The organism is Pseudooceanicola profundus, assembly GCF_054919315.1.
The window spans coordinates 3,239,545-3,262,928 of the sequence record NZ_CM142898.1 but is presented as its reverse complement, the minus strand read 5'-3'; the positions used below and the strand labels follow the sequence as shown (position 1 = coordinate 3,262,928).

19 protein-coding genes are annotated in these 23,384 nt (G+C 68.9%); 4 read left to right on the top strand and 15 right to left on the bottom strand.

What is annotated here, in order from left to right; all coding sequences use genetic code 11:
- Positions 1-8: 8 nt before the first annotated feature.
- The 3 genes from ACX9MO_RS15000 to ACX9MO_RS14990 all read right to left on the bottom strand — a co-directional run bounded on the left by ACX9MO_RS15000 (position 9) and on the right by ACX9MO_RS14990 (position 1,571).
- Entirely contained in the window at positions 9-350 is a 342-nt protein-coding gene (locus ACX9MO_RS15000) for a hypothetical protein (RefSeq protein ID WP_222489473.1), read from the bottom strand.
- A complete protein-coding gene (locus tag ACX9MO_RS14995; protein WP_222489472.1) occupies positions 350-772 on the bottom strand; it encodes a DUF6484 domain-containing protein in 423 nt (140 codons plus the stop codon). Before ACX9MO_RS14995 ends, ACX9MO_RS15000 begins: the two co-directional genes overlap by 1 nt.
- Positions 773-842: 70 nt before the next feature.
- Positions 843-1,571: an OmpA family protein gene (locus ACX9MO_RS14990; protein ID WP_261397820.1), complete on the bottom strand. Its 729-nt coding sequence runs from the start codon at positions 1,569-1,571 to the stop codon at positions 843-845.
- A gap of 172 nt (positions 1,572-1,743) precedes the next feature.
- Here ACX9MO_RS14990 and ACX9MO_RS14985 point away from each other — a divergent pair, with 172 nt between their 5' ends.
- The 4 genes from ACX9MO_RS14985 to ACX9MO_RS14970 all read left to right on the top strand — a co-directional run bounded on the left by ACX9MO_RS14985 (position 1,744) and on the right by ACX9MO_RS14970 (position 8,222).
- Complete coding sequence (locus ACX9MO_RS14985; protein ID WP_462212413.1) at positions 1,744-2,502, top strand: PP2C family protein-serine/threonine phosphatase; 759 nt, start codon at positions 1,744-1,746, stop codon at positions 2,500-2,502.
- A 3-nt stretch (positions 2,503-2,505) separates the two neighbouring features.
- Entirely contained in the window at positions 2,506-3,399 is an 894-nt protein-coding gene (locus ACX9MO_RS14980; RefSeq protein WP_462212412.1) for a M15 family metallopeptidase, read from the top strand.
- A 3-nt stretch (positions 3,400-3,402) separates the two neighbouring features.
- Entirely contained in the window at positions 3,403-5,823 is a 2,421-nt protein-coding gene (locus tag ACX9MO_RS14975; protein WP_462212411.1) for an ImcF-related family protein, read from the top strand.
- A 101-nt stretch (positions 5,824-5,924) separates the two neighbouring features.
- On the top strand, positions 5,925-8,222 hold the full coding sequence (locus ACX9MO_RS14970) for a type VI secretion system Vgr family protein (protein WP_462212410.1): 2,298 nt from the start codon (positions 5,925-5,927) through the stop codon (positions 8,220-8,222).
- A 123-nt stretch (positions 8,223-8,345) separates the two neighbouring features.
- Here the strand turns inward: ACX9MO_RS14970 and tagF are convergent, their stop codons facing one another.
- Genes tagF through tssB form a run of 12 tightly spaced genes read right to left on the bottom strand, consistent with a single transcriptional unit; the run spans position 8,346 to position 23,380 of the window.
- Positions 8,346-8,825 (bottom strand): type VI secretion system-associated protein TagF, encoded by a 480-nt coding sequence (tagF, locus tag ACX9MO_RS14965; protein ID WP_462212409.1) that lies wholly within the window; start codon positions 8,823-8,825, stop codon positions 8,346-8,348.
- Between the two features lie 17 nt (positions 8,826-8,842).
- Positions 8,843-12,391, bottom strand: a complete 3,549-nt coding sequence (gene tssM, locus ACX9MO_RS14960; protein WP_462212408.1) for a type VI secretion system membrane subunit TssM — start codon at positions 12,389-12,391, stop codon at positions 8,843-8,845.
- A 4-nt stretch (positions 12,392-12,395) separates the two neighbouring features.
- Entirely contained in the window at positions 12,396-13,754 is a 1,359-nt protein-coding gene (icmH, locus tag ACX9MO_RS14955; RefSeq protein WP_462212407.1) for a type IVB secretion system protein IcmH/DotU, read from the bottom strand.
- Positions 13,755-13,781: 27 nt separating this feature from the next.
- Positions 13,782-15,116, bottom strand: a complete 1,335-nt coding sequence (gene tssK, locus ACX9MO_RS14950; protein ID WP_462212406.1) for a type VI secretion system baseplate subunit TssK — start codon at positions 15,114-15,116, stop codon at positions 13,782-13,784.
- 29 nt (positions 15,117-15,145) lie between these two features.
- A complete protein-coding gene (tssJ, locus tag ACX9MO_RS14945; RefSeq protein WP_222489464.1) occupies positions 15,146-15,598 on the bottom strand; it encodes a type VI secretion system lipoprotein TssJ in 453 nt (150 codons plus the stop codon).
- Between the two features lies 1 nt (position 15,599).
- Positions 15,600-17,129 (bottom strand): type VI secretion system-associated FHA domain protein TagH, encoded by a 1,530-nt coding sequence (gene tagH, locus ACX9MO_RS14940; RefSeq protein WP_462212405.1) that lies wholly within the window; start codon positions 17,127-17,129, stop codon positions 15,600-15,602.
- Positions 17,126-18,190, bottom strand: coding sequence for a type VI secretion system baseplate subunit TssG (tssG, locus tag ACX9MO_RS14935; protein ID WP_462212404.1), 1,065 nt, complete (start codon positions 18,188-18,190; stop codon positions 17,126-17,128). Before tssG ends, tagH begins: the two co-directional genes overlap by 4 nt.
- Positions 18,154-20,031 (bottom strand): type VI secretion system baseplate subunit TssF, encoded by a 1,878-nt coding sequence (tssF, locus tag ACX9MO_RS14930; protein WP_462212403.1) that lies wholly within the window; start codon positions 20,029-20,031, stop codon positions 18,154-18,156. Before tssF ends, tssG begins: the two co-directional genes overlap by 37 nt.
- Positions 20,031-20,753 carry a type VI secretion system baseplate subunit TssE gene (tssE, locus tag ACX9MO_RS14925; protein ID WP_462212402.1) on the bottom strand — a complete coding sequence of 241 codons (723 nt, stop codon included), beginning with the start codon at positions 20,751-20,753 and terminating at the stop codon, positions 20,031-20,033. Before tssE ends, tssF begins: the two co-directional genes overlap by 1 nt.
- A 35-nt stretch (positions 20,754-20,788) precedes the next feature.
- Positions 20,789-21,298, bottom strand: coding sequence for an Hcp family type VI secretion system effector (locus tag ACX9MO_RS14920; RefSeq protein WP_222489459.1), 510 nt, complete (start codon positions 21,296-21,298; stop codon positions 20,789-20,791).
- Positions 21,299-21,328: 30 nt separating this feature from the next.
- Positions 21,329-22,837 carry a type VI secretion system contractile sheath large subunit gene (gene tssC / locus ACX9MO_RS14915; protein WP_222489458.1) on the bottom strand — a complete coding sequence of 503 codons (1,509 nt, stop codon included), beginning with the start codon at positions 22,835-22,837 and terminating at the stop codon, positions 21,329-21,331.
- A 3-nt stretch (positions 22,838-22,840) separates the two neighbouring features.
- On the bottom strand, positions 22,841-23,380 hold the full coding sequence (gene tssB / locus ACX9MO_RS14910; RefSeq protein ID WP_222489457.1) for a type VI secretion system contractile sheath small subunit: 540 nt from the start codon (positions 23,378-23,380) through the stop codon (positions 22,841-22,843).
- Between the last annotated feature and the right edge of the window lie 4 nt (positions 23,381-23,384).

The window sequence follows — 23,384 nt, the reverse complement described above, 5'->3', positions numbered from 1 at the left end:
CCCCCTATTCAGGCCGGCAGCGAGCCCAGCAGGAAGGCGCGCACCTTGTCGAGGTCGAGCCCCGCCACGGTCAGCCCCGCGGCGCTTGGCTGCAACATCCGCACCACGAAAAGCTCCCCCGCTTCGGGATATTCGAGGTAACGCGCCTCGGCCATGCCAAGGCCCGCGGCACCGGCCACGCGCAGCCCGTCGAGATGGGCCTCCAGCCGCTCCACCAGCCGGGCGATCCGCTCCTCGTCCATGTCGGGATTGTCGTCCGGGTTCAGCAGCGCATGGTCGTAGACCGTCCAGAGGAACGCCGCCTGCTCGGCGTGCTGGCGCAGCATTTCAGGCAGAACGGGCGCGGCCATCAGTTCAGGTTCACCGATCCACCGCGTATCCGGTTCGAGGCCGAGGCATGGCTGACCAGATAGGTGCCCCGAATGGTGATATGCCCGTCCTTCTCCATGACGATCGAGGCCTTGCCGCAGCGCAGTTCAATGCGTTCGTTGGCCGCGATCTTCACCCGCTCGCCGTCGCGCACCACGACGGGCGCGTCCTCGCGCGGGCGCGGCTCCACGATCTTGCCGACGATCAGCGGGCGGGCACTGTCGCCCTCCTCGTAGAGCAGCGCCACCTCCGCCCCAATGTCGTCGGGCCCGAGCCGCGCAAGGCTGCGCGCCGGGACGGCATGGTCCACCGGGTTGCCGGCAAAGACCACGAGCGGCACACCCTCCTCGAAGCCGAGCACGAGCCCGATGATCACGCCTTCTACGCGTTCCGAAACCTGCATCTGTTCGGACCTCCCGACCGGTTGATGGCCACTGCCACGGGCTGGGGCGGATCGCGCCGCCCCGGCCGGATCAGCTCAGCGCCTGGAACTCGACGCGCCGGTTTTCCTCTGCGCGCGGGTCGTCGGCATTGTAGGGGAAGCGCTCCCCCATCCCCACGGTTTCAAGCCGCGAGGCAGGCAGGCCGCAGCCTTCGATCAGGTTGCGCGCCACTTCCTTGGCCCGCAGCACCGACAGCCGCTCGTTGTAGGCCTCGGAGCCGGAGCTGTCCGTGTGACCGACGATCCGGACCTTGCCGATGTCGGCGGCCTGAAGCGCCATGCAGACCGTCTTCAGCTTGGGCTTCTGGTCGTCGCTGATCGCCGCGCTGTCGAACCCGAATTCGATGTGCAGGTTCACCTGCAACTCCGGCGCCAGCTGGCCAAAGACCATCGGCTGATCGGTCGCGGCCGCCAGCAGGGGCTTGTTCGGGTCGGAGGGCCGGACCGGGCGGCTGTCGCCCTGTGCGGTGATCGAAACGCCCTGCCCCGCCGTCTGTCCTGACGTGCCCGCAGGGGCCGACAACGCGGGCGCGGTGCTGGTGACCTGCGGCTCGGCCCCGGCGGCGGTCTCGTCTCCGGCGGCGCTTTCGGCGGTGACATTGTCGACCGTCACCAGCTTGAGCCCCCGGGTCAGGCCCAGACCGTTCGTTTCGGCCTCGGAGAAGGCCTGTTTCTGGCGTTCGAAGATGGATTTGAGCTCGTCGACCGAAAGGTCGTCCTGCGCGCCGGCAGGCAGGGCGAGCGTGTTCAGCGCAATCAATGAAAAGAATAGATATCTCAAGAGCATGGTAACCTCGTTTGAAAAAGGCTTTTTGAAATGCTGTGAAAAGTGTAGCATGAGCCGTGTTTTAATTCAGCATTTTTCGGGGGAAAGGCGGGTCCAGCGCTCCGCAGTGACGCCGAGCCCGATGGCTTTTGTGCAAGGCGTTTCCATGACCACGCCCCAGACCCGCAGCCCTGTTCTCAAACCGATGGCAGCCCCGCTCTTTTCCGGCGCGGGCCTCACCCACACCGGGCGGCAGCGGGACGAGAACGAAGATTCCATCCTCACCGATCCCGCCGGTCTGCTATGGGCGATTGCCGATGGCATGGGCGGTCACGGGCATGGCGCCATGGCCTCGGACATGGTGATCGATCAGGCGACGCTGGTCAGCGATCACGCCCCGCCGGCCCCCACCCTGCGGGCCCGGCTGCAGGAGGCGAACCGCAACATCCTGCTGCGCGCGCAGAAGGCCAATTACGGCCAGATGGGCGCGACCGCGGTGCTGATGCTGATCCAGAACTCCATTGCCCACGTGGCCTGGGCCGGGGACTGCCGCGCCTACCTGATGCGGCGTGGCCACCTCAGGCTGCTGACCCGGGATCATACCGTGGTGCAGGAGATGGTCGACGAGGGCCTCCTCGACGAGGCCGAGCGCAACCGCCATCCGCAACGCCACGTGGTGACCCGCGCGGTCGGTGCCGCGCCGTCGCTGGAGGTGGACGTCATCTCGGCCCCGCTGGTGCCCGACGACCGGCTGCTGCTGTGCAGCGACGGGCTGACCGCCTGTCTCGCCGACCAGACGATCGCCGGGATCGTCGAGGCGGGCACAGAGCCGAAGCAGGTATGCGCCGATCTGGTGCGCGCCACGCTGGAGGCCGGCGCGCCGGACAATGTCTCGGTGATCTGCGTTTTCGTCAGCGGGGGCTGAGCCATGCGGGACGGCGCGCTCATCGGGCCCGTGATCATCGCGATCGGCCTCGTGCTGGCCGCGCTCTGCTTCGCGGTGGTGGGCGCCCTGCTCCAGACCGCCGACGGGCGCACCGAACTACGCCTTGAACGCAGCGAGGCCGAGATCGCGCAGCTGCGCAGCGGGCTCGACCGGCTGCGCGCAGAGCTGCGCGATGCCGAGGCAGAAATCGAGCGCCTGCAGGAGGACGTCGCCCTCGGCGCAAGCCGCGCGCCGGGTGCATCCCTGCCCGCGGTGACAGGCCTCGCCACCGAGGCAAACACGGGTCCCGACGCGCCGCAGGTCGTGGGTGAAGCCGAAGACCTGCCCCCGACCGAAGAGCTGACCGAGGAGATGCGTACCGCCAAGGCGCGGTTCAACCGGGGCATCACCCAGCCCGGAAATCGCGTCATGCTGGAGATCCTCGGCCATCCCCGCAGCAGCTATTCCACCGACTGCCAGCCAGTGACGCAACCCGGCCTGAAAGCGCTTCTCGAAACCCGGCAGATGGGACCGATCCGGGTCACGATGATCCGGCCCGCCCTCGACAGCCTGCAACGTATCCTCGACAAGCTTCAGGCGCAGGAGCCCGACATCTACGCCGCCCTCGGCACCGCCGGGGCGATCTGCGCCCGCCTGATCCGGGGCTCCCGGTCCGCTGTGTCGAACCATTCGTGGGGCACGGCGATCGACGTGAAGCTGCAGGGCCAGCTTGACGGTTTCGCAGATGGCGGCACCCAGTTCGGGCTGCTCCTGCTGGCCGAGCTCTTCAACGAGGAGGGCTGGTACTGGGGCGCAGGCTATCGCCGCGAGGATTCGATGCACTTCGAGGTCGGCGTCGAGACCCTGCGCGCATGGCAGGCCGCGGGCCTGCTCTAAGCCATGGCACCGCCGCCCTCCCCCCTGATGCACTGCGCCACCCCGGTGCTGCGCTACATCGACGAGATCAGGGCGGGCACCGGGGAGCGCCGGATCATCGACGAGGCGACCCCGCTTCTGGCCCAGTTCGAGGCCGACGCCGCGCGTGCGGGCGTGCCGGAGGTGGCAATCAAACCCGCCCGCTACGGGCTGGCCATGCTGCTCGACCAGACGGCCCGGCAGCTCAAGGGGCTGACGCTGGACACATGGGCGGTGCTGGCGCGGCGCAGCCTCTTCGAGGGGCGCGACATCGACCTGCCCCGGGTCCGGACGTTCCGCGAAACGGCGCAGGCCCATGGGCTGACCGATCTGGAGGGCTTTCTGGGTGACATCCTCCGCCGGGCGGAGGCGCTGCGCGCCGGACCACAGCGCCGCGGCGGCGGGGGATGGGGCTGGAAGGCGGCGGCCTTCGCACTCCTGCTGATTGGCGGCCTCATCGCCTATGCCGGGGCGCTGGAAGTGCGTTTCCAACGCCAGATCACGCGGGATTTCGAGGCCGAGGCCCTGAACATCGGCCTCGACCGTCCGCAGGAGGGGGCCGAGCTGGTGCAGCGGCTGGACGCGCTGCGCGCCTCCGCCGACCGGGTGGCGCAGGTCGTCCACATGGCCCCGCTGCGGCGCATGGTCCGTCTGCCCGGGATCGACAGCGAGACCCGCGCCGAGGCGACCTATGCCGAGGCCGCGCGCCGCCAGCTGCCGCCGGAACTGGCCCGCGCGATCGAGCAGCGCCTCGCCACCGAAGGGGACGGGCTGGCGCTTTACGATACGCTACGCGCATGGGAGGTGCTGACCGGCGCGCAGCCGTGGCAGCCGGGCTACCTCGCGGGCTGGCTCGAGGATCACGGCGCGGCCGTGGGGCGCGACGGGCTGGCCCGGCATGTGGCCCCCCTGACGGGACCGGTGGCCTTCGTGCCGCAGGACAGCCAGATCATGGATCAGGCCCGGGTCTTTGCCGCCGAGGTGCCGGAACCGGATCGGGCCTGGCTTGAACTGCTGCGCGCCGATGCGATGCGCGCCCTGCCCCCGTGGCGCGCGACGCAGGCCGTTCCCGGGGTGGAGGCGGTGCTGCTGCGCCGCTCAGGGCGTCCGCTGTCCGAGGGGCTGCCCGGGCTCTTCACGACCCGCGGCTGGCAGGAGGCGCGCCAGACCGGTGTCGGCCTCGCCGTGCAGACCGCCCGCACCGTGGGGCCCGAGATCACGGGCCGGCCGCTCCCGCGCGAGAATGACACGCCCGACCTGCTGCTCGACCGGCTCCACCGCGAAACCGTTGCCGCTTGGAAGGGCTGGCTGGCCGACCTGCGGGTGCGGCCGTTCGGCGACCGCACGACCGCGATCGAGGTCTCGGGCCACCTGTCGCAGCCGGAAAACCCGCTGACGCGGCTGCTGCGTGCGGTCTGGGACCAGAGCGGCGGCACCGACCGTAGCCGGACCCATGATCAGCAGCTTTTGCTCGCCCGCGAATTCGGGCCGATGATCCAGTACGTCGAAGAGGGCCGCATGGCCGAGATCACGCGCCTCTTCGCCAGCCTCAACGTGGCGCTCGGGGCGCTGGACATCGACGCGCGCCGGGCCAGCCGCCGGCTGATGACCTTCCAGGACCGGTCGCGGTCCATCGCGGCGCTGAACAACGCCCCCCGCATCGTGGTGCAGATCGCCGAGGACGTGCTGGCCCAGTCCGCGCGGGCCGACGACGGCGCATCCGGGCAATCGCCCCTTGCGCGGCGCTGGCAGCAAGACGTCTTCGGCCCCTGCCGCGATACGGTCAGCGGCCGCTTTCCCTTCGAGACGGGGCCGGATGCCAGCCCCGGCGCGGTGACCGCCCTGCTGGGGCCGCAGGGCACGCTGACCAGCTTCCTGACCCAGGTCGCGCAGCCGCTGCTTGAAACCGGCGAAAGCCCGTGGCGCTGGAAGCCCGAGGCCCGCTTTGCCGGCCTCTCGCCCGAAAGCGCGGAGGCCCTCGAACGGGCGGCCCGCATCTCGCAGGCGCTTTTCGGCGCCGATGGTCGGCTCAGCCACCAGGTGACGCTGTCGGCCCTCGCCGAACGGGGCCGCACCGTCGTCTCGATCGGCGGCCGCCCGGCCCCGGTCCGCGCGAGCGGCGCGCCCGCCACGCTCGACTGGCCCGGCCCCGCGCCCGACGCCGGGGTCGAGGTGGCGTTTCAGGAAAGCGCCGAGGCCGCGCGGCTGATCGAGCCCGGGCCATGGGGGCTCTACCGGCTGATCGACGGCACGCGCCTGCGGCTGCGGGATGACGGCGCGCGCGCCCTGCTCGACCTGCGCAACGCCTCCGGGCGCGTCTTTCTGGAGCTGGGATTTCCCGCCGCCCTCAACCCGGTCTCGGCCCGTCCGCTGCTGCAGGGCTTCCGCTGTCCCGCGACACTTTGAAGTTTGCCACCACCATCGGGGGGAATCCCTGTATGATCTTCCCCAATTCCATTTCGAAGATTTTTTAGCTTCCGATTTCTCCCGGTTAAGGGACCTGTGACATGAGTGACAGAATTGCCGAATTGACCACGCCGCTTGGCACTATCGGGGATGCCGGGCTGACCTTCGCCCGGATGTCCGGCCACGATGCCATCAGCGCCTGCTTCCGCTTCGAGGTGATCGCCTGGAGCGAAGACGCGAACATCCCCGCCGAGGCCCTTCTGGGCGAGGTCTGCAGCGTCAGCGCCCAGACCGACGTGACGGAGCCCGACCAGCTGCGCCATTTCAGCGGCATCGTCGATCAGTTCAGCTTCATCGGCGAGGAAGGCGACTTCCACCGGCAGGTGTTCGGCTATCGCCTCGTGCTGCGGCCCAATCTCTGGATGTTCTCCAAGGCGCGCGACAACCGAATTTTCCAGGAGCTCTCGGTGCCCGAGATCATCTCGCTGCTCCTCGACGAGGCGGGCTTCAGCAACTACGAGTTGCGCCTGCGCGGCAGCTATGCCCCGCGCGTCTACTGCGTCCAGTACGGCGAGACGACGCTCGACTTCCTCCAGAGGCTGATGGAGCACGAGGGCATCTTCTACTTCCACGAGTTCGCCGCCTCGGAACACCGTCTGGTCATCACCGATGCCATTGATGACCTGCTGCCCCAGCCGCAGGCGGCGACCCTCCGCTTCGAACCCGACAGCACCGATGCCCTGCGCGGGGGGGGCGTGATCACCGACTGGCAGCGCGTGGCCACGGTGGTCACCGGGACCCATACCCAGAGTGACTACGACTTCGAGAAGCCCTCGGCCGATCTGAGCACGCAGGTGCAGGAACCGAAGTCCCACGCCAACAGCGAGATGGAGCGCTACGACTACCCCGGCAGGTATCTCGAACTGTCGGAGGGTCAGCGGCTCACCGACCTGCGATGGGAAGAGGGTCAGGGCGGCCATGCCGTGATCGAGGCCGAGAGCACCGCGAGCCTGCCCTGGGCCGGCAACACCTTCGACTTCGTCGACTTCCCCCGGGACGCGGAGAATGACGCCTACTTCATCCTGCGCGCGGAGTACGAGCTCTGGGACGATCAGTATTTCGCGGGCCAGCACGGCCCCGGGGACGCGGCGGAGGGGTTCTCCGCACGCTATCGCCTGCTGCCGAAGACATCCCGCTGGCGGCCGCCCCACGTGACGCCCCGCCCCGTCATGCGCGGCCCCCAGACGGCCATCGTCGTCGGGCCCGCGGGCGAGGAGATCTATACCGATGCCTACAGCCGCGTGAAGGTGCAGTTCCACTGGGACCGGGTCGGCGCGCGGGACGAGAACGCCTCCTGCTGGGTGCGCGTCAGCTCGGCCTGGGCCGGTGCGGGCTGGGGCTTCATCCAGATCCCCCGGATCGGCCAGGAGGTCATCGTCGACTTCCTCGAAGGCGACCCGGACCAGCCGATCATCACCGGGCGGGTCTACAACGCCGAGCAGATGCCCCCCTATGCCCTGCCCGGCGAGGCGACCAAATCAGGCTGGAAGTCCAATTCCTCCCTCGGGGGCGGCGGCTGGAACGAACTGATGTTCGAGGACCGCAAGGGCGAGGAGCTGGTCTATTTCCAGGCCGAGAAGGACCATGACGAACTGGTCAAGAACGACGAGACCCGCCACATCGGGAACGACTGGACCGAAGAGGTCGTGCATGATGCGCGGCAATGGGTCGGCAACAACCGCGACGAGACGGTGGACAACTGCAAGACCACCCAGGTGAAGGTCGACAGGACGGTCGACATCGGCAAGGACGACACCGAAACGGTGGGCCGTAACCGCAAGCTGACGGTGGGCGTGAACACGGACGAGATCACCGGGGCCAACCACAGCCACACCGTCGGCGCCAACGAGACCATCAAGGTGGGGATGAACCGCACCGATCTGGTCAATATCGGCGAGGTCCGCACCGTCGGTGCGACACAGGTGAACACCATCGGGGCCGCGCGTCAGGTCACCGTGGGGGTCGACCAGTCCCACAACATCGGCGCCAGCGACAGCTGGAGCGTCGGCGCCAGCCAGAGCATCACCATCGGCATGGACCAGAGCACCAGCATCGGCAAGAACCACACCCAGTCGATCGGCGAGACAAGCATTGTCACCGTCGGCAAGGACTCCCTGACCCAGATCGGCGAGAACGGGGCCATCGACGTGGGCAAGACCTTCACCCTGAACGCCGGCGACAGCCTCAACCTGACCTGCGGCAAGGCCAGCATCCTGATGAAGAAGGACGGCACGATCACGATCTCCGGCAAGGACATCAACATCACCGGCAAGGGCAAGATCAGCGCCAAGGCCAGCAGCGAGATGACCCTCAAGGGATCGAAGATCAACCAGAACTGAGGTGCGCCCCCCGGACCCGGGGGCAACCGGAGATCAGCCGGACCATCCGGAGGGGCGACATGGGGGCAGCACGCCCCACGGGCTCCCCCGGGGTCAGACCGCCCCAAGGCGCACTAGACGGGCTCAGCCTGACGGCATCAAAGCGGCGAGGGTTTCCGGCCCTACCGGCGCGCGTCCCCGCGCCCAGACCAGCGGCGGCACCAGCGGCGGGCCGCCCTCCCCCGGTTCGTCCTCAAGGGCAACGGTCAGCGCCCCTGCCAGCTCTCCGGCATCGCAGAGCCCCTCGGTCGCGCGGTCCAGATGCGGCAACACCGCCGCACCCCACCGTTCGGCCCCGGCCTGCGTGATCCCGTCCCCCGGCACGACCGCCGCCAGCGGAAAGGCCCGCCCCGCCGCATCACAGCTGGGCACCACGAGGAGGAGCAACGGCGCCTCCCCCTCGATCAGTGCATAGAGCCCCTCCGCCGGCCATCTCTCGGGCCAGCGGGCGGCCTCGGCCAGATGCCGGGTCAGCCATGCATCCACGCGGGCGCGCTGCCCGGGCGCAAGGCCGCGAGCCACGAAATCGCCCGCCACGGGCAGCTTGCCGAAGACCCCCGTCACGGCCGCAGGCCCACGTCTCAGAACCCGCGCGGACAGCTGAAGCCGGAGAACATCTTCAGATCGAAGGGGTTCTCGACCGAATTGGCGCGCAGGTTGAACGTGGCCGCAAAGCCCCGCGCCCCGAGCCGCAGGCCGAAGACCTCCGGCAGCGCCGTGGCCGACAGCGCGCCCTTGCGCAGCAGGCGCAGGATCGCCCAGCTTCCGGTTTCCGAGGTGATCACCTCGCCCGAGCCGTCGACCGGCGCGAAGCTGAGGGTGATCATGTTGGTCTGATCCGGCCCCGGCCATGTCATCGGCACCGGGCGCGCCGCCGCGTTGAAATAGGACAGCACCTGCCCGTCGACGTTCAGCGTGACGCGGCTGGCATTGGGCGACAGGTCCTTCGGTTCGAGGCTGAAGGCCATCACCGGCCCCGCTCCGCCCGGGAAGAGCGCATCGCGCATCTTGCGGGCGTTCTCGAAGGGCGCCAGCTTGTCCGCGTCCAGCCCGAAATCGGCGCGCCACTGCCATGGCCGCACGGTGGTGTCGATATAGGCCTGCAGGTGATCGTCGGTGAAACTGTCGATCAGCCCGCCCCGTCCGAACAGCCGCGCGAAGTCGAGGGTGTTCACGTCGATGGCCGAGGAGGGATCGAACGGATAGCGCCCCGCCGTGGCCGAGACGCAGAAGGGCTGCACATCGGCCCGCCAGCGGGCGTTCAGCTGGGCCAGCACCGCGTCGCGCGTCACGCTGATCGTGTCGCCCGCGATCCCGGCGATCCAGTCGTCGATCGGATCGGGCAGCGCCGCGGCCTCGTTGGCGATGGCGCCCGTCAGCTTGGGCAGGCCACCCCGCGCCAGCAGCGCCGACTGGGGATCGGGGCTGGCTGCGACGGTCTGCAACTCGTTCGACAGCGCGGTCAGCGCCGCGACGGCATCGCCCAGCAGGGGCGGCTGTCCATCGACCTCCTGCACAGTCGCGCGGATCGGGGCGAAGTGATCCGACACCGGCGTGCCCGGCGGATCGGCCTCCGGCGCCTCGGCCCCGCCACCGGCCTTGGCGATGCGGGTACCGGTCTTCACCAGCTTGCCGAACTTTCCCAGCTTGGAGAGCGCCTTCTTGCCCTCCTTCTGCGCGGCGGAATTCTCGGCCAGCCCGCCACCCGCGTCGGTGTCCCGAGCGAGGTCGGTCTCGGCCACCACGGCGTTCAGCAGGCGCTTGAGCGCGCTGTCGGTCGAGGCGAGGTCCTTGAGGTTCTGGCGCGCCTGTTCGAGGTCCGAGATCGGCGTCAGGCGGATGTCGCGCAGGAAGCCATCCCACTGGGCGATGAAATCGTCGAAGTAGAGCTTGAGGACATCGGCCTCCAGCGTATCGACGGAGGCGCCCGCGCTCTCGTTGCAGCCGCCCGCAAAGACGGCCCGGTCCAGCTGTGCCTCCGCGGCGACGGCGGGGACCAGCGGCAGCACCGTCTTGTGGAACCCGTCGTAGGTGAAGGCCCCCGGCAGCCCGACGCGCAGGGTTTTCTCCGACAGCCGGGTCAGCACCCGCACCCCGTTCGGCCCCGCGACCTCGGCGGGCACCCAGTCCGGCAGGCCCGCCACCGTGGGATCACTGCGCAGGGCATTGTAGGCCCGCACCGCAAGCGGAATGGTGCAGATGCTCTCCAGCGCGGTGGAGACCAGCGCCGGGTCGGGGGCGATCTTGTCCTCCTCGCCGCCCATGCGCACCAGCGCGGCCAGCTGGTGGTCGATACTTTCCTCCGTGGGGAAGACCTCGATGGGCGCGAAGTCGGGCAGCGCCGTCTGCCACCAGAGGGTCAGGAAAGCCGCGTCGTAGGGCGCCTGCCCGGTCAGCATCTGGTAGGCCTTGAGCGCGCCGAGCAGGAACTCCGGATCGCGGGCGTGGCGCCACATGGTCGCCTCCAGCAGGGCCACCATCCGCGGTTCCAGCACGTTGCGCAGCGTGTGATCATAGGCGATCTCATGCACCCTTGCCAGCTCCGCCTCGGCCGTGGGGCCAAGTGCGGTCAGCGTCGAGGGGGGCAGCACCGTGGCGGCGTTCACCGTCTCGTTCGCGGCCTCCAGCGCGAGGTCGAGGTCGAGCGGATCGGTCGGCGCCTGCCGCGAGGCGACATTGGCCAGCCGGGCGGAGAGTGTCGCCAACTGGCGTTCCTGATCCGCAAGCGCCCCGTTGTAGCGCAGGTAGGAGAACAGGAACCCGGTGCCCAGAAGCGCCGTCACCAGCAGCGCCGCCGCGAGCGTCCCGCGCCAGAGCCAGCGCCGCCGGTCCTCGGCCCGTGGGTCGAAGCGGCCCAGCCCTGCTTCGGGAAAGATCAGATCGCTCAGCAGGCTGCGCAGGAAGAAGCTGCGGGTCTCGCCGTGCGCGCGCCGCTCGGGCCGCGGGGCCGCCATGCCCAGCGCCGAGGCTGTGCCCGCCACCAGCCGGTCGATGGGCGATCCCTCCTGCGTGGCCGAGGAGAAGTAGATGCCCCGCAGCCACGGGCTCTCCTCGTAGCGGCTTTCGCCGAAGACGGCCTCCACCAGCACCTTGAGCGGACGGCTCAAAGCTTCAACCTGCGCGGGGAACCGGAAGACCTCGGCCCGCTGTTCCAGCGGAAGATCTTCGGCAAGGCGACTGTCGAGCCTCATTTCCAGCGCCTGTTGCAGCACCTTCATCTCGCGCTCGACGGTGATCCCGTCGACCCGGTCCGCCGTGCCCAGCGTCGCGCCCCAGACCTGTTCCCGCTCCCGCGTGTTGAGATCGCCGAAGAAGGGCTCGAACCCCGGCACCAGATCGGCCTTGGTGATCATCAGGTAGACCGGCAGGCGCAGCCCGGTCAGCGTGGTCAGTTCCGCCAGTCGCTTGCGGCTCTCGCGGCCCAGATCACGGATCGCCGCATCGTCGCCGGCCAGTTCCGCCGTCGACAGGGTCAGGATCACGCCATTCAGGGCGCGCCGGCCGCGGTGCTTCACCAGAAGCTCGACAAAGCCCTTCCACTCCGCGGCATCGACCTCCGGGTCGCTTTGCTGCTGGACATAGCGCCCGGCGGTATCGATCAGCACCGCGTCCTCGGTGAAGAACCAGTCGCAGTTCCGGGTGCCGCCGATGCCCTTCAGATCGTCCGAGAGGTCGATCGGGAAATGCAGGCCGGACTGGCGCAGGGCGGTGGTCTTGCCGGTGCCCGGCGGGCCGATGAACACGTACCAAGGCATGTCGCGCAGGAACTTGCGCCCGCCCAGCTTGGAGCGTTTCATCTGTTCCAGCACGCCCTGGAACTTGGCGCGGACCTCTGCGAGGTTTTCCTCGCCCGGGGCGGCCGGGGCCTCTGGCGCACCGGCAAGGTCGGAGACGAAGGCACGGTTCGCCTTGGCCGCGCGCAGCTGGCGGATCAGGATCGACAGCAGCCACAGGATCACGATGACCCCGATGACGATCACCCGGGTCAGCTCGTCCGCGAGCGGCTGCATGGTGCCGAAGCTGACCAATGCCCCGTAGAACCAGATCAGCGTGCAGAGCAGCGCAATGCCGATCGCCGTCCACAGCATCCGCGAGAAGAGCACCCGGAAGATCGCCTTGAGCACAGACATCGCCCTACACCTTCTTCTGCACGACAACTTCGACGCGGCGGTTGCGCGCGCGCCCGTCCCTCGTGCCGTTGTCCGCAATCGGGTCCTCTGCCGCGCGCCCTTCCGAGGTCACCAATTCCGCGGGCACCCCGAGGGAGCGCAGCATGTCCGCGATGGTTTTCGCCCGCGCCTCGCTGAGGCCCTGGTTCGACTTGAAGGGGTTCGAGGTCTGCACCGGGATGCTGTCCGTATGTCCGACCACCCGCACCGCGCCCACGAACTCGATATTCTCGCGGATCACCGCCGCGATTGAGGCCACCAGCGGTGTGTAGGCCGCGTTGATGTCGGCCTTGGCCGAGCGGAAGACCTCCGGGTCCTTGGCCTGGATCACCACCACGGCGAGCGAGACATCCTCGCGCCCGCTCAGCGCCGCCGCGGTCTCGGCGGGCGCGGCTTCGGCGAAGAGGGGCAGCAGTTCCAGCACCACCGGCTCGGCGGTGAACCGGGGCGTCTCCACCGTCTCGATCAGCGGGCGGAAAATCTCGGCCCGCTCGGTCGGTGGTAGCAGCGCCGCGACCGAGAAGAGCTGTTCGCCCCGCCGCGACAGACCGACGCCCAATGTCACGTAGATCGCCGTCACCAGCGCCACCGCCATCAGCCCGATGGACCAGAGCGGCACGATGAACCCGCGGTCCTCGTCCTCGGCCTTCACGCCCTGCCAGTGCGGCGAGAGCGGGGCATCCTCGCTGTCACGGTCGCGCAGGATGCGGGCCATCTGACCCCGCAGCTGGTTCAGCGCCGCCTCCCCCGCCGCGCCGTCCAGCCGGTACTTGCCGCGAAAGCCCAGCGACAGGCAGAGGAAGGCCAGTTCCAGCAGCTCCGGATCGCGTTCGGGGTATCGGATCAGCCCCTCGGACAGGTCGAAGAAGCGCTCGCCCGCATCGATGTCACCATAAAGCTGCACCACCAGCGGGTGCCGCGGCCAGCCGCTGCCCCCGCCCCAGGGCGTGTTCATGGCGATATCGTCAAGCAGCGCCGCCACGAACCACGCCCCCTGATCCGCCCGCGTCAGGGTCACGCCCGCGGTGACCGCCGCATCGCGGGCATAGGTCAGGTTCTCGTAAAGCCGCACCCGCAGCAGGTCCGGGTTCTCGGGCGGGACGGCGCGTTCCAGTTCCGGGGCAAAGCCCAGCAGGGCCGCGTAGGCGTTCACCAGCGGATTGTCGTTGGCCCGGCCCCCGCGCAGCCGGACGGAGGCGCCCCCATCGGGCAGGACGCCCGCCCCTGCGGCCTCGGCCGCAGGCGTCTGCCGGGCCGCGGGCCGGGGCCGGATGCGGGTCCGCCCGGCGTCATTCTCCAGTCCGAAGGGGTCTTTGTCGCTCATCTCAGGTGCTCATTTCAGTCGCGTCTCTCATCGGCTCACCGCGTAGCAATCGATCTCCGGCTCACGTTCGAGCGTCCCGGCAACGCCCACCACGAAGCCCGGCGCCTCTGCCAGTGCCGCCCAGTGCGAAGACGACCGGTCCAGTTCGAGGCAGAGCCGCTCGCCGTCGTAGGGAATTTCGCGCGGCTGGGAGCCAAGCGGCTTGAGCGGGATCCCCGTCAGGCGCGATTTCCAGAGCGCGTCGAAATCATCCGCCGCCCCGACCGTGGCCTGATCCACGAACATCTTGCGCAGCAACGCCTCGGAGAGGTCCCCCCCGACCCGCAGCACGATCCGGCTGCTGCGGATGATCTCGGGGTTGTCGATCCTGACGGTCCAGATGTTCTCGGAGTGGCGCACCACACGCAGCGCGCGGCTCTTCGGCTCCACGTGGCGCAGGGACAGCACCAGCGAACGCAGCGTGTCCGCCAATTCGCCGAAGGCGGCCTGCGGGTCGATATGATCATAGGCCGGCATCTCCCCCAGCCGGCGCGCCGAGGCACCATAGGTGGCCAGCCGCCCGGCGATGGCCGCCAGCTCCATGTAGAGCTGCGAAGGGTGGACATTGTCCTGCGCCAGCATGTGCCCCAGCCGCTGCCGCGCGCTGTTGGCCGCTTCGAGGATCAGCAGGTTTTCCATCGACGCACCGGTGCCGCCCAGCACCATGCCGCCGTGGGCCTCTGCCACGCGGTCGATGCCGGTCACCAGTTCCTTCAGCAGGCGGGCGTACCATGGCACCGCACCGATGTTCAGCGCGGGCGGCAGGAAGCCCGTGTCCAGCAGGACGGAACCATCGGCATTCAGCCCGTCGAGCCGGGCAATGGGCAGGGTGACATAGCCGCGCGCCTCGTCCTGCGGCAGCAGGAGCTTGGGCGCCAGCTGCGCCACCTCCAGCTCCACCGGGTCGGCCCCGTCCCGGATATCGTCGCGCACGGCGATCATCCTGCCCCGGAAGCGCATGCCCGAGGGCGCGGCATGGGCCGGGTCGATCTGCGCGGCCTCCGCCGCCATGGCGGGCACCGCCAGACGCACCAGCCCGGCCCCGGATTGCGCCTGCACGCTGACCGGTTCGATCTCTGCCGTGTCGTCCGGGACCGCGAAGAACGTGCCGTCGGGCATCACGCCCTGCGCCTCCGAGAGCGCGATCTGGCCGGTCTCCAGCGCCACCGGATCAAGCGCCAGCCGCGTGAAGCCACAGCTCTGCAACGGCATCGCCTGAAGCGTCTGCCAGACCTGCCAGGCGGTGTGTCGGTCCTGCTGTTGCAGGTGCTGCGGCCTGAGGAACAATCCCTCGGACCAGACGACCTTGTTCTTGCTTCCCATGCGGGTCCTTCCGTTCAGGTACGTGCCGTTCAGGCGCTCGTGACGCTCAGGCCGCTGCTGCCCACGGTGATCATCAGCCCGCCGCTGCGGGTCGGTGCGGCGATCTTGCGGCGCACGATCTTGCCGGTGGGGTCGCGGAACCCGGCGGTGATGCCGATCACGGTCGCGCCGGTCTGAAGCGGGATCGCCCGGGTCGCGCTGCCGCCGGGGGCCAGCACGATCTGGTCGGCCTTCAGCAGGTCGCTGCCAAGCGCGGTGGCCGGGCTTTGCAGCGCAATGGCGTCGGCGGTGTCGAAGGCGCTCGACCCGGTCATCTGCAGCACGCTGACCGTGACCGGCCGGTCGGCCCCGTCAGGCCCGGGGTTCATGCCCGGCGCGCCGGTGGCGCTGACCGTCATGACCGGGGCCGCGCCGCCCGCGCAGCCGGCCAGTGCCAGCCCGCAGCCACCGATGATCAGGAAATTGCGACGATGTAGGTGCATGTCAGTCTCTCCTCTGGTTTTCGTAGGCCTCCCGGAAATCCGCCCCGACCTCGCCGAGGAACTGCTCCTCGGCGGCGCGGGCGATCTCGCGGTATCGTTCCTCGTAAAGCTGCCAGAGCTTCGCGCTCCGACCGCCGGAGAGCAGGCTCTCCAGCCGCCCCACGTCCTCCATCTCGCGCGCGATCTCGGCGGGATCGAACTTGTCCACCATGCGGCGCAGGGCGGTCTGCAGGGCGGTCCATGTCCGCACCTGATGATCGGTGAGATCGCGAAACGCCTCGTCCAGCGCCTCCTCGGGGGCGAGGTAGCCGCGCCCGCGCGGGCGGATCAGCGCCTCCAGCGCCTCGTCGGAGGTGGCAAGGAACTTGAGCGGATTGACGTTCTGGCTGGCGATGATGGTCTGGGCGACGCGCACCTTCTGGCGTTCCTTGGCGCGGGTCCGCAGCAACAGCATGACCCCCTCGACAAGCGCCCGCATCGAGGCCCCGACCCGTTCGAGTTCCGCCTCGCTCCACCCAGCCCCGGCGCCGTCCTCCATGCCAAGACCACGCAGGAGCGCCGCGACAGCTGCCTCTCCCTCCGCCGCAGGCCCTGACGCCCCCTTGGCCGGGGCGGACGGCGCGGCGGCGACCGGCGCGGGAGCCGGATCAGCGGGCGGCTCCGGTTCCGGGATCGCCTCCGGCACGGGATCGGTGGCGGGCGGCGGGGCGAAGGAGAAATCCGCATGAAGGATCGGGGGCGCGTCCTCCTCCGGGGGCGATGGCTCCGCCACCGTGCGGTCGGGCTGCGGCGGGATCGGCGCGCCGAGATCACCGAAGAGATCGGGACGGGGCGGCGTGACATCGGCGGGCTCCGGTCGGGGCTCTGCCCGGGGGTCGGGGCGATCCTGACTGTCATCGGGGGACGGATCGGAGAAATACCCCTGCCCCGGGCGTTCGCGCTGCCGCGGGGTTTCCGCCGCTTGGCCCGCCCCGGGGGCGACGGGCGCGCCGCGCAGGTCCAGTTCAAAGGGGTCCTTGTGATCGAGGGGGCGCGGCTCGGCCGGGCCCTTGTCCGGCTTGGTCCAGTCCAACGCCGGCCCTTCGCCCCGCCGCACGCCGAAGGGATCCGGCAAGGACGCGGGCCGTTCGGGTGCCGGGGCCACCTCCTCGGGCGGGCCGAAGTCGAACCCGCCCCCGCACCGGGGCGTCGGCACCTCTGTCCCGGCCTGCCCGACCTCCGCCGCCTCAACCCGGAGGGTGAAATCCCCCAGACGCAGCACCATGCCCGGTTCCACCGGCACCGCGTTCCCGGCCCCGACCGGGTTGGCCGCATTGTCGATGAAGAGCCCGCCCGATGAGGCATCGGTGACCACCACCTGCCCGCCGTCATCGGAGAGGATGCAGTGGCGGCGCGACACGAACATCTCTGGATCGTCCAGTTGCCAGTCGGCATCCTCGCTGCGCCCGATGCTCAGCCGCCCGCCCTCGTAGAGCATTTCGCTGACGGGCTGCGGGCGCGGGGCGCTCTCGATGACAAGACGCAGGGTCATTGCAGGCCTCCTGCCGCCGCGCGGGGCGTTTCGGTGAGGCTGGCGAAGCACAGGTCGTCGGGATCATGGCCCGGGCGCGGATCGAGCCACAGGGTCTGCCCCAGCCGCCCCTGCCCCAGCCGCGCCTCGGGCACCTCGTCGGCCCGTAGGACCAGCCGCAGCCCGAAGGCGATGTCGCGCCCCATCGCGAAGATCACTGCGTGGCGCAGGCGGTCCCATGCCTCGGCATCGTCGAGAAAGGCCGTCACCTGCGCCAGCGTCAGCGGCCCCAGCCCGATCTCGGCCCGGGACTGGCGGTCATAGCTGCGCGCGCCCACCACGGCCCCGGTCCCGAGGCCGCTGTAGCTCTGCCCCAGACGGGACTGGAGCGGCACGGGGATCTCGATCCAGTGACCCGCGAACTCCTCGATCGTCACCGGCACTTCCAGCACGGTTTCAAGGAACCGCGCCAGCCGTTCGGGGCTGCGCACCTCCTGCGCAAGCGAGGTGGCATGGTGCAGCTTGGAGCCGTCGAGCCGCTGGTCCCCGGTCATCTGCCCCGGCAGCCCGATCCCCGCAAGCGCGCCCAAGAGCGCAGTCACCCGCGCCCCGTCGCCGTGGGCGATGTGGATCTCGGGCCGGGTGTCAGCCCAGGCCCGCCAGTAGAGCGTCATCAGCCGATGTTGCAGCAGGTTGGCGAATTCGAGGAAGGAGGTGTCGGAGGTGACGCCTTCGCTCTCGCCCGAGAACCAGCGGTTCGACAGGCGTTGCAGGATCCAGCGCGTCATGTGCAGGGGCATCGGCCCCTCGGGCCCGATCAGCCCCAGCAGGTTGACGGTGACCCGCGCCGGCGCATCGCCCCGGGCCGGCTGGTAGGCGGCAAGGTCCGAGGTGGCGAAGGACATCCGCGCCGACTGGCCGAGGCGGGCGGGCTCACGCGCCGCCGTACCCGACCGGCCGAAGCGGCGCTCTTCGGTTTCGAGCTGGCGCAGCAACTCGAAGAAGTCCATCTCGGCGATATCCTCCGCCGAAGGGGGCGGCTGGGTCAGATCAGCGCGCGTGTGCCCGGCGTCATCGGCCATGTCACCTCCGTCTGCTGATGGGTCAGTCTGGTGCGGGTCCGCACGAAGGAATTGATCGCCGCGTGCCGCGAGAAGAGCCGCGCCAGCAGCGCCGAGAGCAGGAGGTCGCTGCCCCCCGCAAGCACCTGATCATTGACCAGAAGCGTGATCTCGGTTCCGCGGCCAAAGCAGACCGGCCCGCCGCGCTCCAGCCGCTCCACGATCGAGCGCGCCTCGATCCCCTCGACGCTCTGGCCGTGGCGGCGCAGGCTGGGGTCGCCACGATCGGCGTAGAGCGCGATCAGCGCCTGCAGCGGCTCGGCGCCCGCAGTGCTGTCCGCAAGCGAGATGTGGTTCAGGCTGAGCTGCGAGATCCAGCGCCATGTCAGGTGGTCGAGCTGCTTGTCGCTGCCCGCCCCGTTGGGCAGGCTGGCCCGCAGCGAGGGCCGTGGACGGCGCATGTTGCGCAACAGGGTGATGTCCTGCACCGGATCGCCGCTGTCGAGGGTGAGCCGCGGCATGTCGTCGAGCAGCGGCAGGTCCCGGTTGGTGCAAAGCGCCCGCACGTCGAGGCGCAGCAACGGCTTGGCGGGGCTGCTGCCCGCCGGGCGACCGATCGAGACATAGAAGTCATCGCCGGAATAGCTCGACCGGGTCTGCCCGCGGCGCACCTCGTCGGTGTCGGGCAGCCGCGGGCGGCGCTCGGCGGAATAGACATAGCCGCTGTCTGCGCTGACCTCCGTCGAGAAGAGCGGCTTCACCCGCGCCTGCGCGCCCTCGGTCTCGGCGTCCTCGACCCGCAGCAGGCGGTAGATCTCGTAATCCTTCGGCCGGGTGCGATCCGCCTGCACGATATGGGCGGACCGGTTGCGGCGCAGTTCGACGAGGTTGCATTCGTGTTCGAAGAGATTGACCACCGGGCTCACGAAGAGCGACAGGTCCTGTGCCGAGGTGCTGGCCAGATCGCTGCGCTCCTCGCGCAAAAGCACCACGACCTCGGCCTTGCCGGCGCTGCACGCGCGGATCACGGGGGCCAGCCCGTCGAGCCGCAGGTAGTGGAAGCGTTCGGGCATCAGGAAATACTCGCGCAGCAGGCGGTACCCTTCGAAGGAGGGACGCACCCGCGGCAGCAGGCCTTCCTCGTCCGCGAGCCCCACCATCTGCGGTGCGCCGATCGCCCGGAAGGCCGTGCGCCCGTCGGCGGGCCGCGCCGCCGCCCCCGCGCCGAAGCCGAAGACCGCGTCGAAGAGCGCCCCGCCCCGCGCCCCGGTACCGAGGTAGAGATCGAGCCGGTCCAGCGAGAGTTCCGACAATGTGCCCGCGCCCTGCCGCTCGATCTCGAAGAGAAGGCCCGCCGCGGCGTCCCGGGCGAGGCCCTGGCTGACACCGGCCTGCGCAAGCGCCCCACGATCCGGCAGGTAGCGCGCCGCGCCCAGCTTGATGGGCCAGAGGTGAACCTCCTGCGCCGTGGTGTAGGTGCAGCGCGTCTGCACCCCCTCGCGCAGGCCCGAGACAAGCCGCGTGCCGCGCTTCATCCGGTAGCCATCCAGCATCCGCTCGACCTGCGGACCGGGGCCCATCCGCGCCATGGACATGGCGGGCGAAGGCCCCGCCAGATCGGGATAGAGCATGTCGAGCAGGTTGCGCACGTAGCGGCTGGCCTCGGCATCGACCTTGAGCCGGGTGCGCGCCGCGAGGAAGGCCACCCCCTCCAGCAGACGCTCGACGTAGGGATCGGGACAGGGCACAGCGTCCAGCGCGAGGTTGCGCGCCACGTTGGGATGCAGCGCCGCGAATTCCTGCGCCAGCCCGCGCACGTGGCCCAGTTCCTCTTCGTAGTAGTCGAGGAAGACAGCATCCATCAGCGGTCCTCCAGCGTGGTGCGGGCGTTCCCGTTGTCGAGGTCGATGGTGGTGGAGAGACGCAGCCGCTCGGGCACCGGCGAGAGCATCAGCGTGCCCTCGATCCGGATCACCAGCCCCGCCTTGGCCGACCGCTCCACCCGGACCTTGACGCTGTCGCGTTTCAGGCGCGGCTCGAAGGTGTTCAACACCATCTTCAACTCGCGCGACAGGGCGTCCGGCTCGAAGTCGAGGCCATTGCGGCCCGAGAAGGACGGCACCCCGTAGTTCAGCACGCTGCGGCGCACCTCGGGATAGTCCGCAAGCAGCTCTCCCGGGCTCTGGTAGTCCAGTATTTCGCGCTCTGTGAGCAAGAAGTCCGCCTCCAGCCGCTCTGTATTGAACAGTATCTCGATGTCGCGGCGCACCGCTTCGCGCAGCACGTCCGAGGTGACGACGATCCCGCTGTCTTCCAGCATCCTCTGCCGGCTTCTCAGCCCGAAGAGGCGCCGTGCGAGGATGCGGGTCTCCTCGCCAAGGTCCTGTCTCAGCTCGATGCCGCGCAGACCACCGTCAAGCAGCGCGGCAACCGCCTCCGCCGATCCCAGCGTGGCGGCCAGATCCCGGCCGAGCGCATCGGCCTCGGCCACGACGCCGGGCAACTCGTTGACCAGCCGATCCCAGAGGGACGGCTGGACAACTTCCTGCCGGGAAACCGCCTGCGACTTGCTAGTCTCGGGCATCTGGCATTCTCATTGCTGCAACTCGGGCACCCGGGTCAGGCACCCATCGCGATGTCGAACTCGACCTCGTGTTCGTCGCCGGCGGAGTGATCCTCCTCCTGCACGACATACTTGATCTTGATGTTCTCGAAGGCGAAGCCGATGGCTTCCTGCAGTTCCTGGCCTTCACGCTCCTTGCCCTCGGAATCCGTGATCCGGCCGACGCCGTTGATCTCGTATTTCGAGATGATCGTGTTGGTCATGGTGATGGTGAGGTAGTCGAGATGGGCATCGCCCGAATCCCGGCGCACCGTCACGATCACGTCCTTGAAGCTCTTCGCCTGCATCGCGGCCAGCGCGATATAGGGCGAGGAGGCATCATAGACCTTCTTGCAGTAGAGCGAGGAGACCTCCGCCCGGGAGCGCGCCCGGCCGCGGCCGGTCTGCGCCGTCGCCGCCTGCTCGACCCCCCACATGATGTCGGTGATGTCGATCTCGTCCTCGTGGTCGGCGCGCTGCGACTCGCCATCAATATCCGGGATTTTCAGATAGCCGGTAAATGCCATTCGACCTCTCCATTTGCTTAAAAATCAGTTCTATGACTTGACGGAGGGCAGCTCCGAAACGAGCCGCAGGCTCGCGTTGATCCCCTCCAACTGGTAATGCGGCCGAAGGTAGAACCGGGCGTTGTAATACCCGGGGCGCCCCTCGACGCTGTCCACCTGCACCTCAGCGGCGGCAAGCGGTCTCCTGGCCTTGGCCTTGTCGTCGGCCATGGCCGGATTGGCGAGAACGTAGCGGTTAATCCACTCTCCCAGCCAAACCTGCATATCAGCGCGTTCCTTGAAGCTCCCGACCTTGTCGCGCGCGATGGCTTTCAGGTAGTGGGCGAACCGGCTGACCGGGAAGAGATAGGGCAGGTTCGCGGACAGGCGTTCGTTCGCCTGCGCGTCCGGGTCGACCAGCCTGCCGGCCCGCGTTTCATCGTCCTGCAAGGAATGCGCCCCGATGAAGGCCGCCACGTCGGTGTTCTTGCGGTGCAGGATGGGCATCATGCCCAGCTTGGCCAGTTCCGCCTCGCGCCGGTCGTCGATGGCAATCTCGGTCGGGCATTTCATCGCCACCGAGCCATCGTCGGTCGGGAAGGTATGCACCGGCAGGTTCATCACCGTGCCGCCGGATTCCACGCCCCGGATCTGCGTCCCCCAGCCGGACACCTTGTGGCTGCGGTTGATGTTCACGCCCATCGCAAACGCCGCGTTCATCCAGACGTAGTGGTCATGCTTGCCGTCGAGTTCCTCCTCGAAGTCGAAGCCCTTCACCGGCACCGTCTCGGCGCCATAGGGCAGCCGCCCCAGCACCCGCGGCATGGTCAGGCCGATGTAGCGTGAATCCTCGGATTCCCGCAGCGACTGCCAGCTGGCGTATTCCGGGCTCGACACGATCTGTTCGAGGTCCTGCGGGTTGGGCAGTTCCTGCCAGCTTTCCATCCGGAAGAGCTGTGGCGCGGCGGCCGCGATGAAGGGCGCATGGGCCGAGGCGCAGATGCCGCTGAGATTGCGCAGCATGCCGACGTCCTTGGGCTTGTGGCTGAACTCGTAGGCGCCCACGATCGCGCCGAAGGGCTCGCCGCCGAACATCGAGTACTCGTCCGAGTAGATCTTCTTGAAGACGGCGGACTGGTCCCACATCTGGCCCTCGTAGTCCTCGAGGTGATCGGCCAGTTCGTCCTTCTTCATGTTCATCACCCGGATCTTCAGCTTCTGATCCGTCTCGGTGTTGTTCACAAGGTAATGCAGCCCGCGCCAGGTACCCTCGATCTCGCGCACCTCCGGGGCATGGAGGATCTCGTTCATCTGCTTCGAGAGCATCTGGTCGATCCCGCCGATCAGCGACTTGATCGACTTGACCGCGTTGCCCGAGATCGTCGCCGTCCCGGAGCGCTCCTTCGCGGCCACCGCGAGGTTCGCCACCAGCGACTGCAGCTTCTCGCCCTCGGCGTCCTTGACCCGGAAGTCCTTCTCCAGCAGCGAGGAGAACTCACCCAGATCGAGCGCTTCGGCTTCGGCGGTGCCGGCGGCCTCTGTCTTCTGTTCTTCGGCCATGCGTCAGTCCTCCTTGCTATCGGCCTGCGCGGCCATCGCCTGCTCGGCGGCCTGCGCCAGCAGCGGCTCGTTGGTCAGCAGCTGCGCGATCCGCTTCTCCGCATCCACCTTGCCGTCCATGTAGCTGAGCAGCTCCTCGAGCTTGCGCCGCATGGTCAGCAGTTCGGACAGCGCCGGCACCTGCTCGGCAATCTTGTCGGGGGCGAAATCGCTCATGCTCTTGAAGCTCAGGTCGACGAAGATCTCCTCGTCGGCCTCGGCGCCGTCGGCGGCGGGCAGCGTGTTCGGGACCCGGGCCTTCACCCGCGGGGCCAGCGCCTCCATGAACTTGTTGAAGCGCCCGGCGTCGGTCTCGACGAAGTTGCGATCGCCGATCGGCTTCTTGGCCTCGGGGGTTTCGGAGGCGCCGGAAAGGTCGGCCATGACCCCCATCACGAAGGGCAGTTCGATCGTCGTGGGACTTCCGTAATGCTCGACGTCATAGGCGATCTGGACCCGGGGGGCCCGGTTTCGTTCAATGACTTTCTGCTTGCTGTCGGCCATCAAA

Coding starts and splice junctions, on each gene's coding strand:
- ACX9MO_RS15000 (WP_222489473.1), bottom strand. CDS start 350: ATGGCCGCGCCCGTTCTGCCTGAAATGCTGCGCCAGCACGCCGAGCAG.
- ACX9MO_RS14995 (WP_222489472.1), bottom strand. CDS start 772: ATGCAGGTTTCGGAACGCGTAGAAGGCGTGATCATCGGGCTCGTGCTC.
- ACX9MO_RS14985 (WP_462212413.1), top strand. CDS start 1,744: ATGACCACGCCCCAGACCCGCAGCCCTGTTCTCAAACCGATGGCAGCC.
- ACX9MO_RS14980 (WP_462212412.1), top strand. CDS start 2,506: ATGCGGGACGGCGCGCTCATCGGGCCCGTGATCATCGCGATCGGCCTC.
- ACX9MO_RS14975 (WP_462212411.1), top strand. CDS start 3,403: ATGGCACCGCCGCCCTCCCCCCTGATGCACTGCGCCACCCCGGTGCTG.
- ACX9MO_RS14970 (WP_462212410.1), top strand. CDS start 5,925: ATGAGTGACAGAATTGCCGAATTGACCACGCCGCTTGGCACTATCGGG.
- tssM (WP_462212408.1), bottom strand. CDS start 12,391: ATGTCTGTGCTCAAGGCGATCTTCCGGGTGCTCTTCTCGCGGATGCTG.
- icmH (WP_462212407.1), bottom strand. CDS start 13,754: ATGAGCGACAAAGACCCCTTCGGACTGGAGAATGACGCCGGGCGGACC.
- tssK (WP_462212406.1), bottom strand. CDS start 15,116: ATGGGAAGCAAGAACAAGGTCGTCTGGTCCGAGGGATTGTTCCTCAGG.
- tssJ (WP_222489464.1), bottom strand. CDS start 15,598: ATGCACCTACATCGTCGCAATTTCCTGATCATCGGTGGCTGCGGGCTG.
- tagH (WP_462212405.1), bottom strand. CDS start 17,129: ATGACCCTGCGTCTTGTCATCGAGAGCGCCCCGCGCCCGCAGCCCGTC.
- tssG (WP_462212404.1), bottom strand. CDS start 18,190: ATGGCCGATGACGCCGGGCACACGCGCGCTGATCTGACCCAGCCGCCC.
- tssF (WP_462212403.1), bottom strand. CDS start 20,031: ATGGATGCTGTCTTCCTCGACTACTACGAAGAGGAACTGGGCCACGTG.
- tssE (WP_462212402.1), bottom strand. CDS start 20,753: ATGCCCGAGACTAGCAAGTCGCAGGCGGTTTCCCGGCAGGAAGTTGTC.
- ACX9MO_RS14920 (WP_222489459.1), bottom strand. CDS start 21,298: ATGGCATTTACCGGCTATCTGAAAATCCCGGATATTGATGGCGAGTCG.
- tssC (WP_222489458.1), bottom strand. CDS start 22,837: ATGGCCGAAGAACAGAAGACAGAGGCCGCCGGCACCGCCGAAGCCGAA.
- tssB (WP_222489457.1), bottom strand. CDS start 23,380: ATGGCCGACAGCAAGCAGAAAGTCATTGAACGAAACCGGGCCCCCCGG.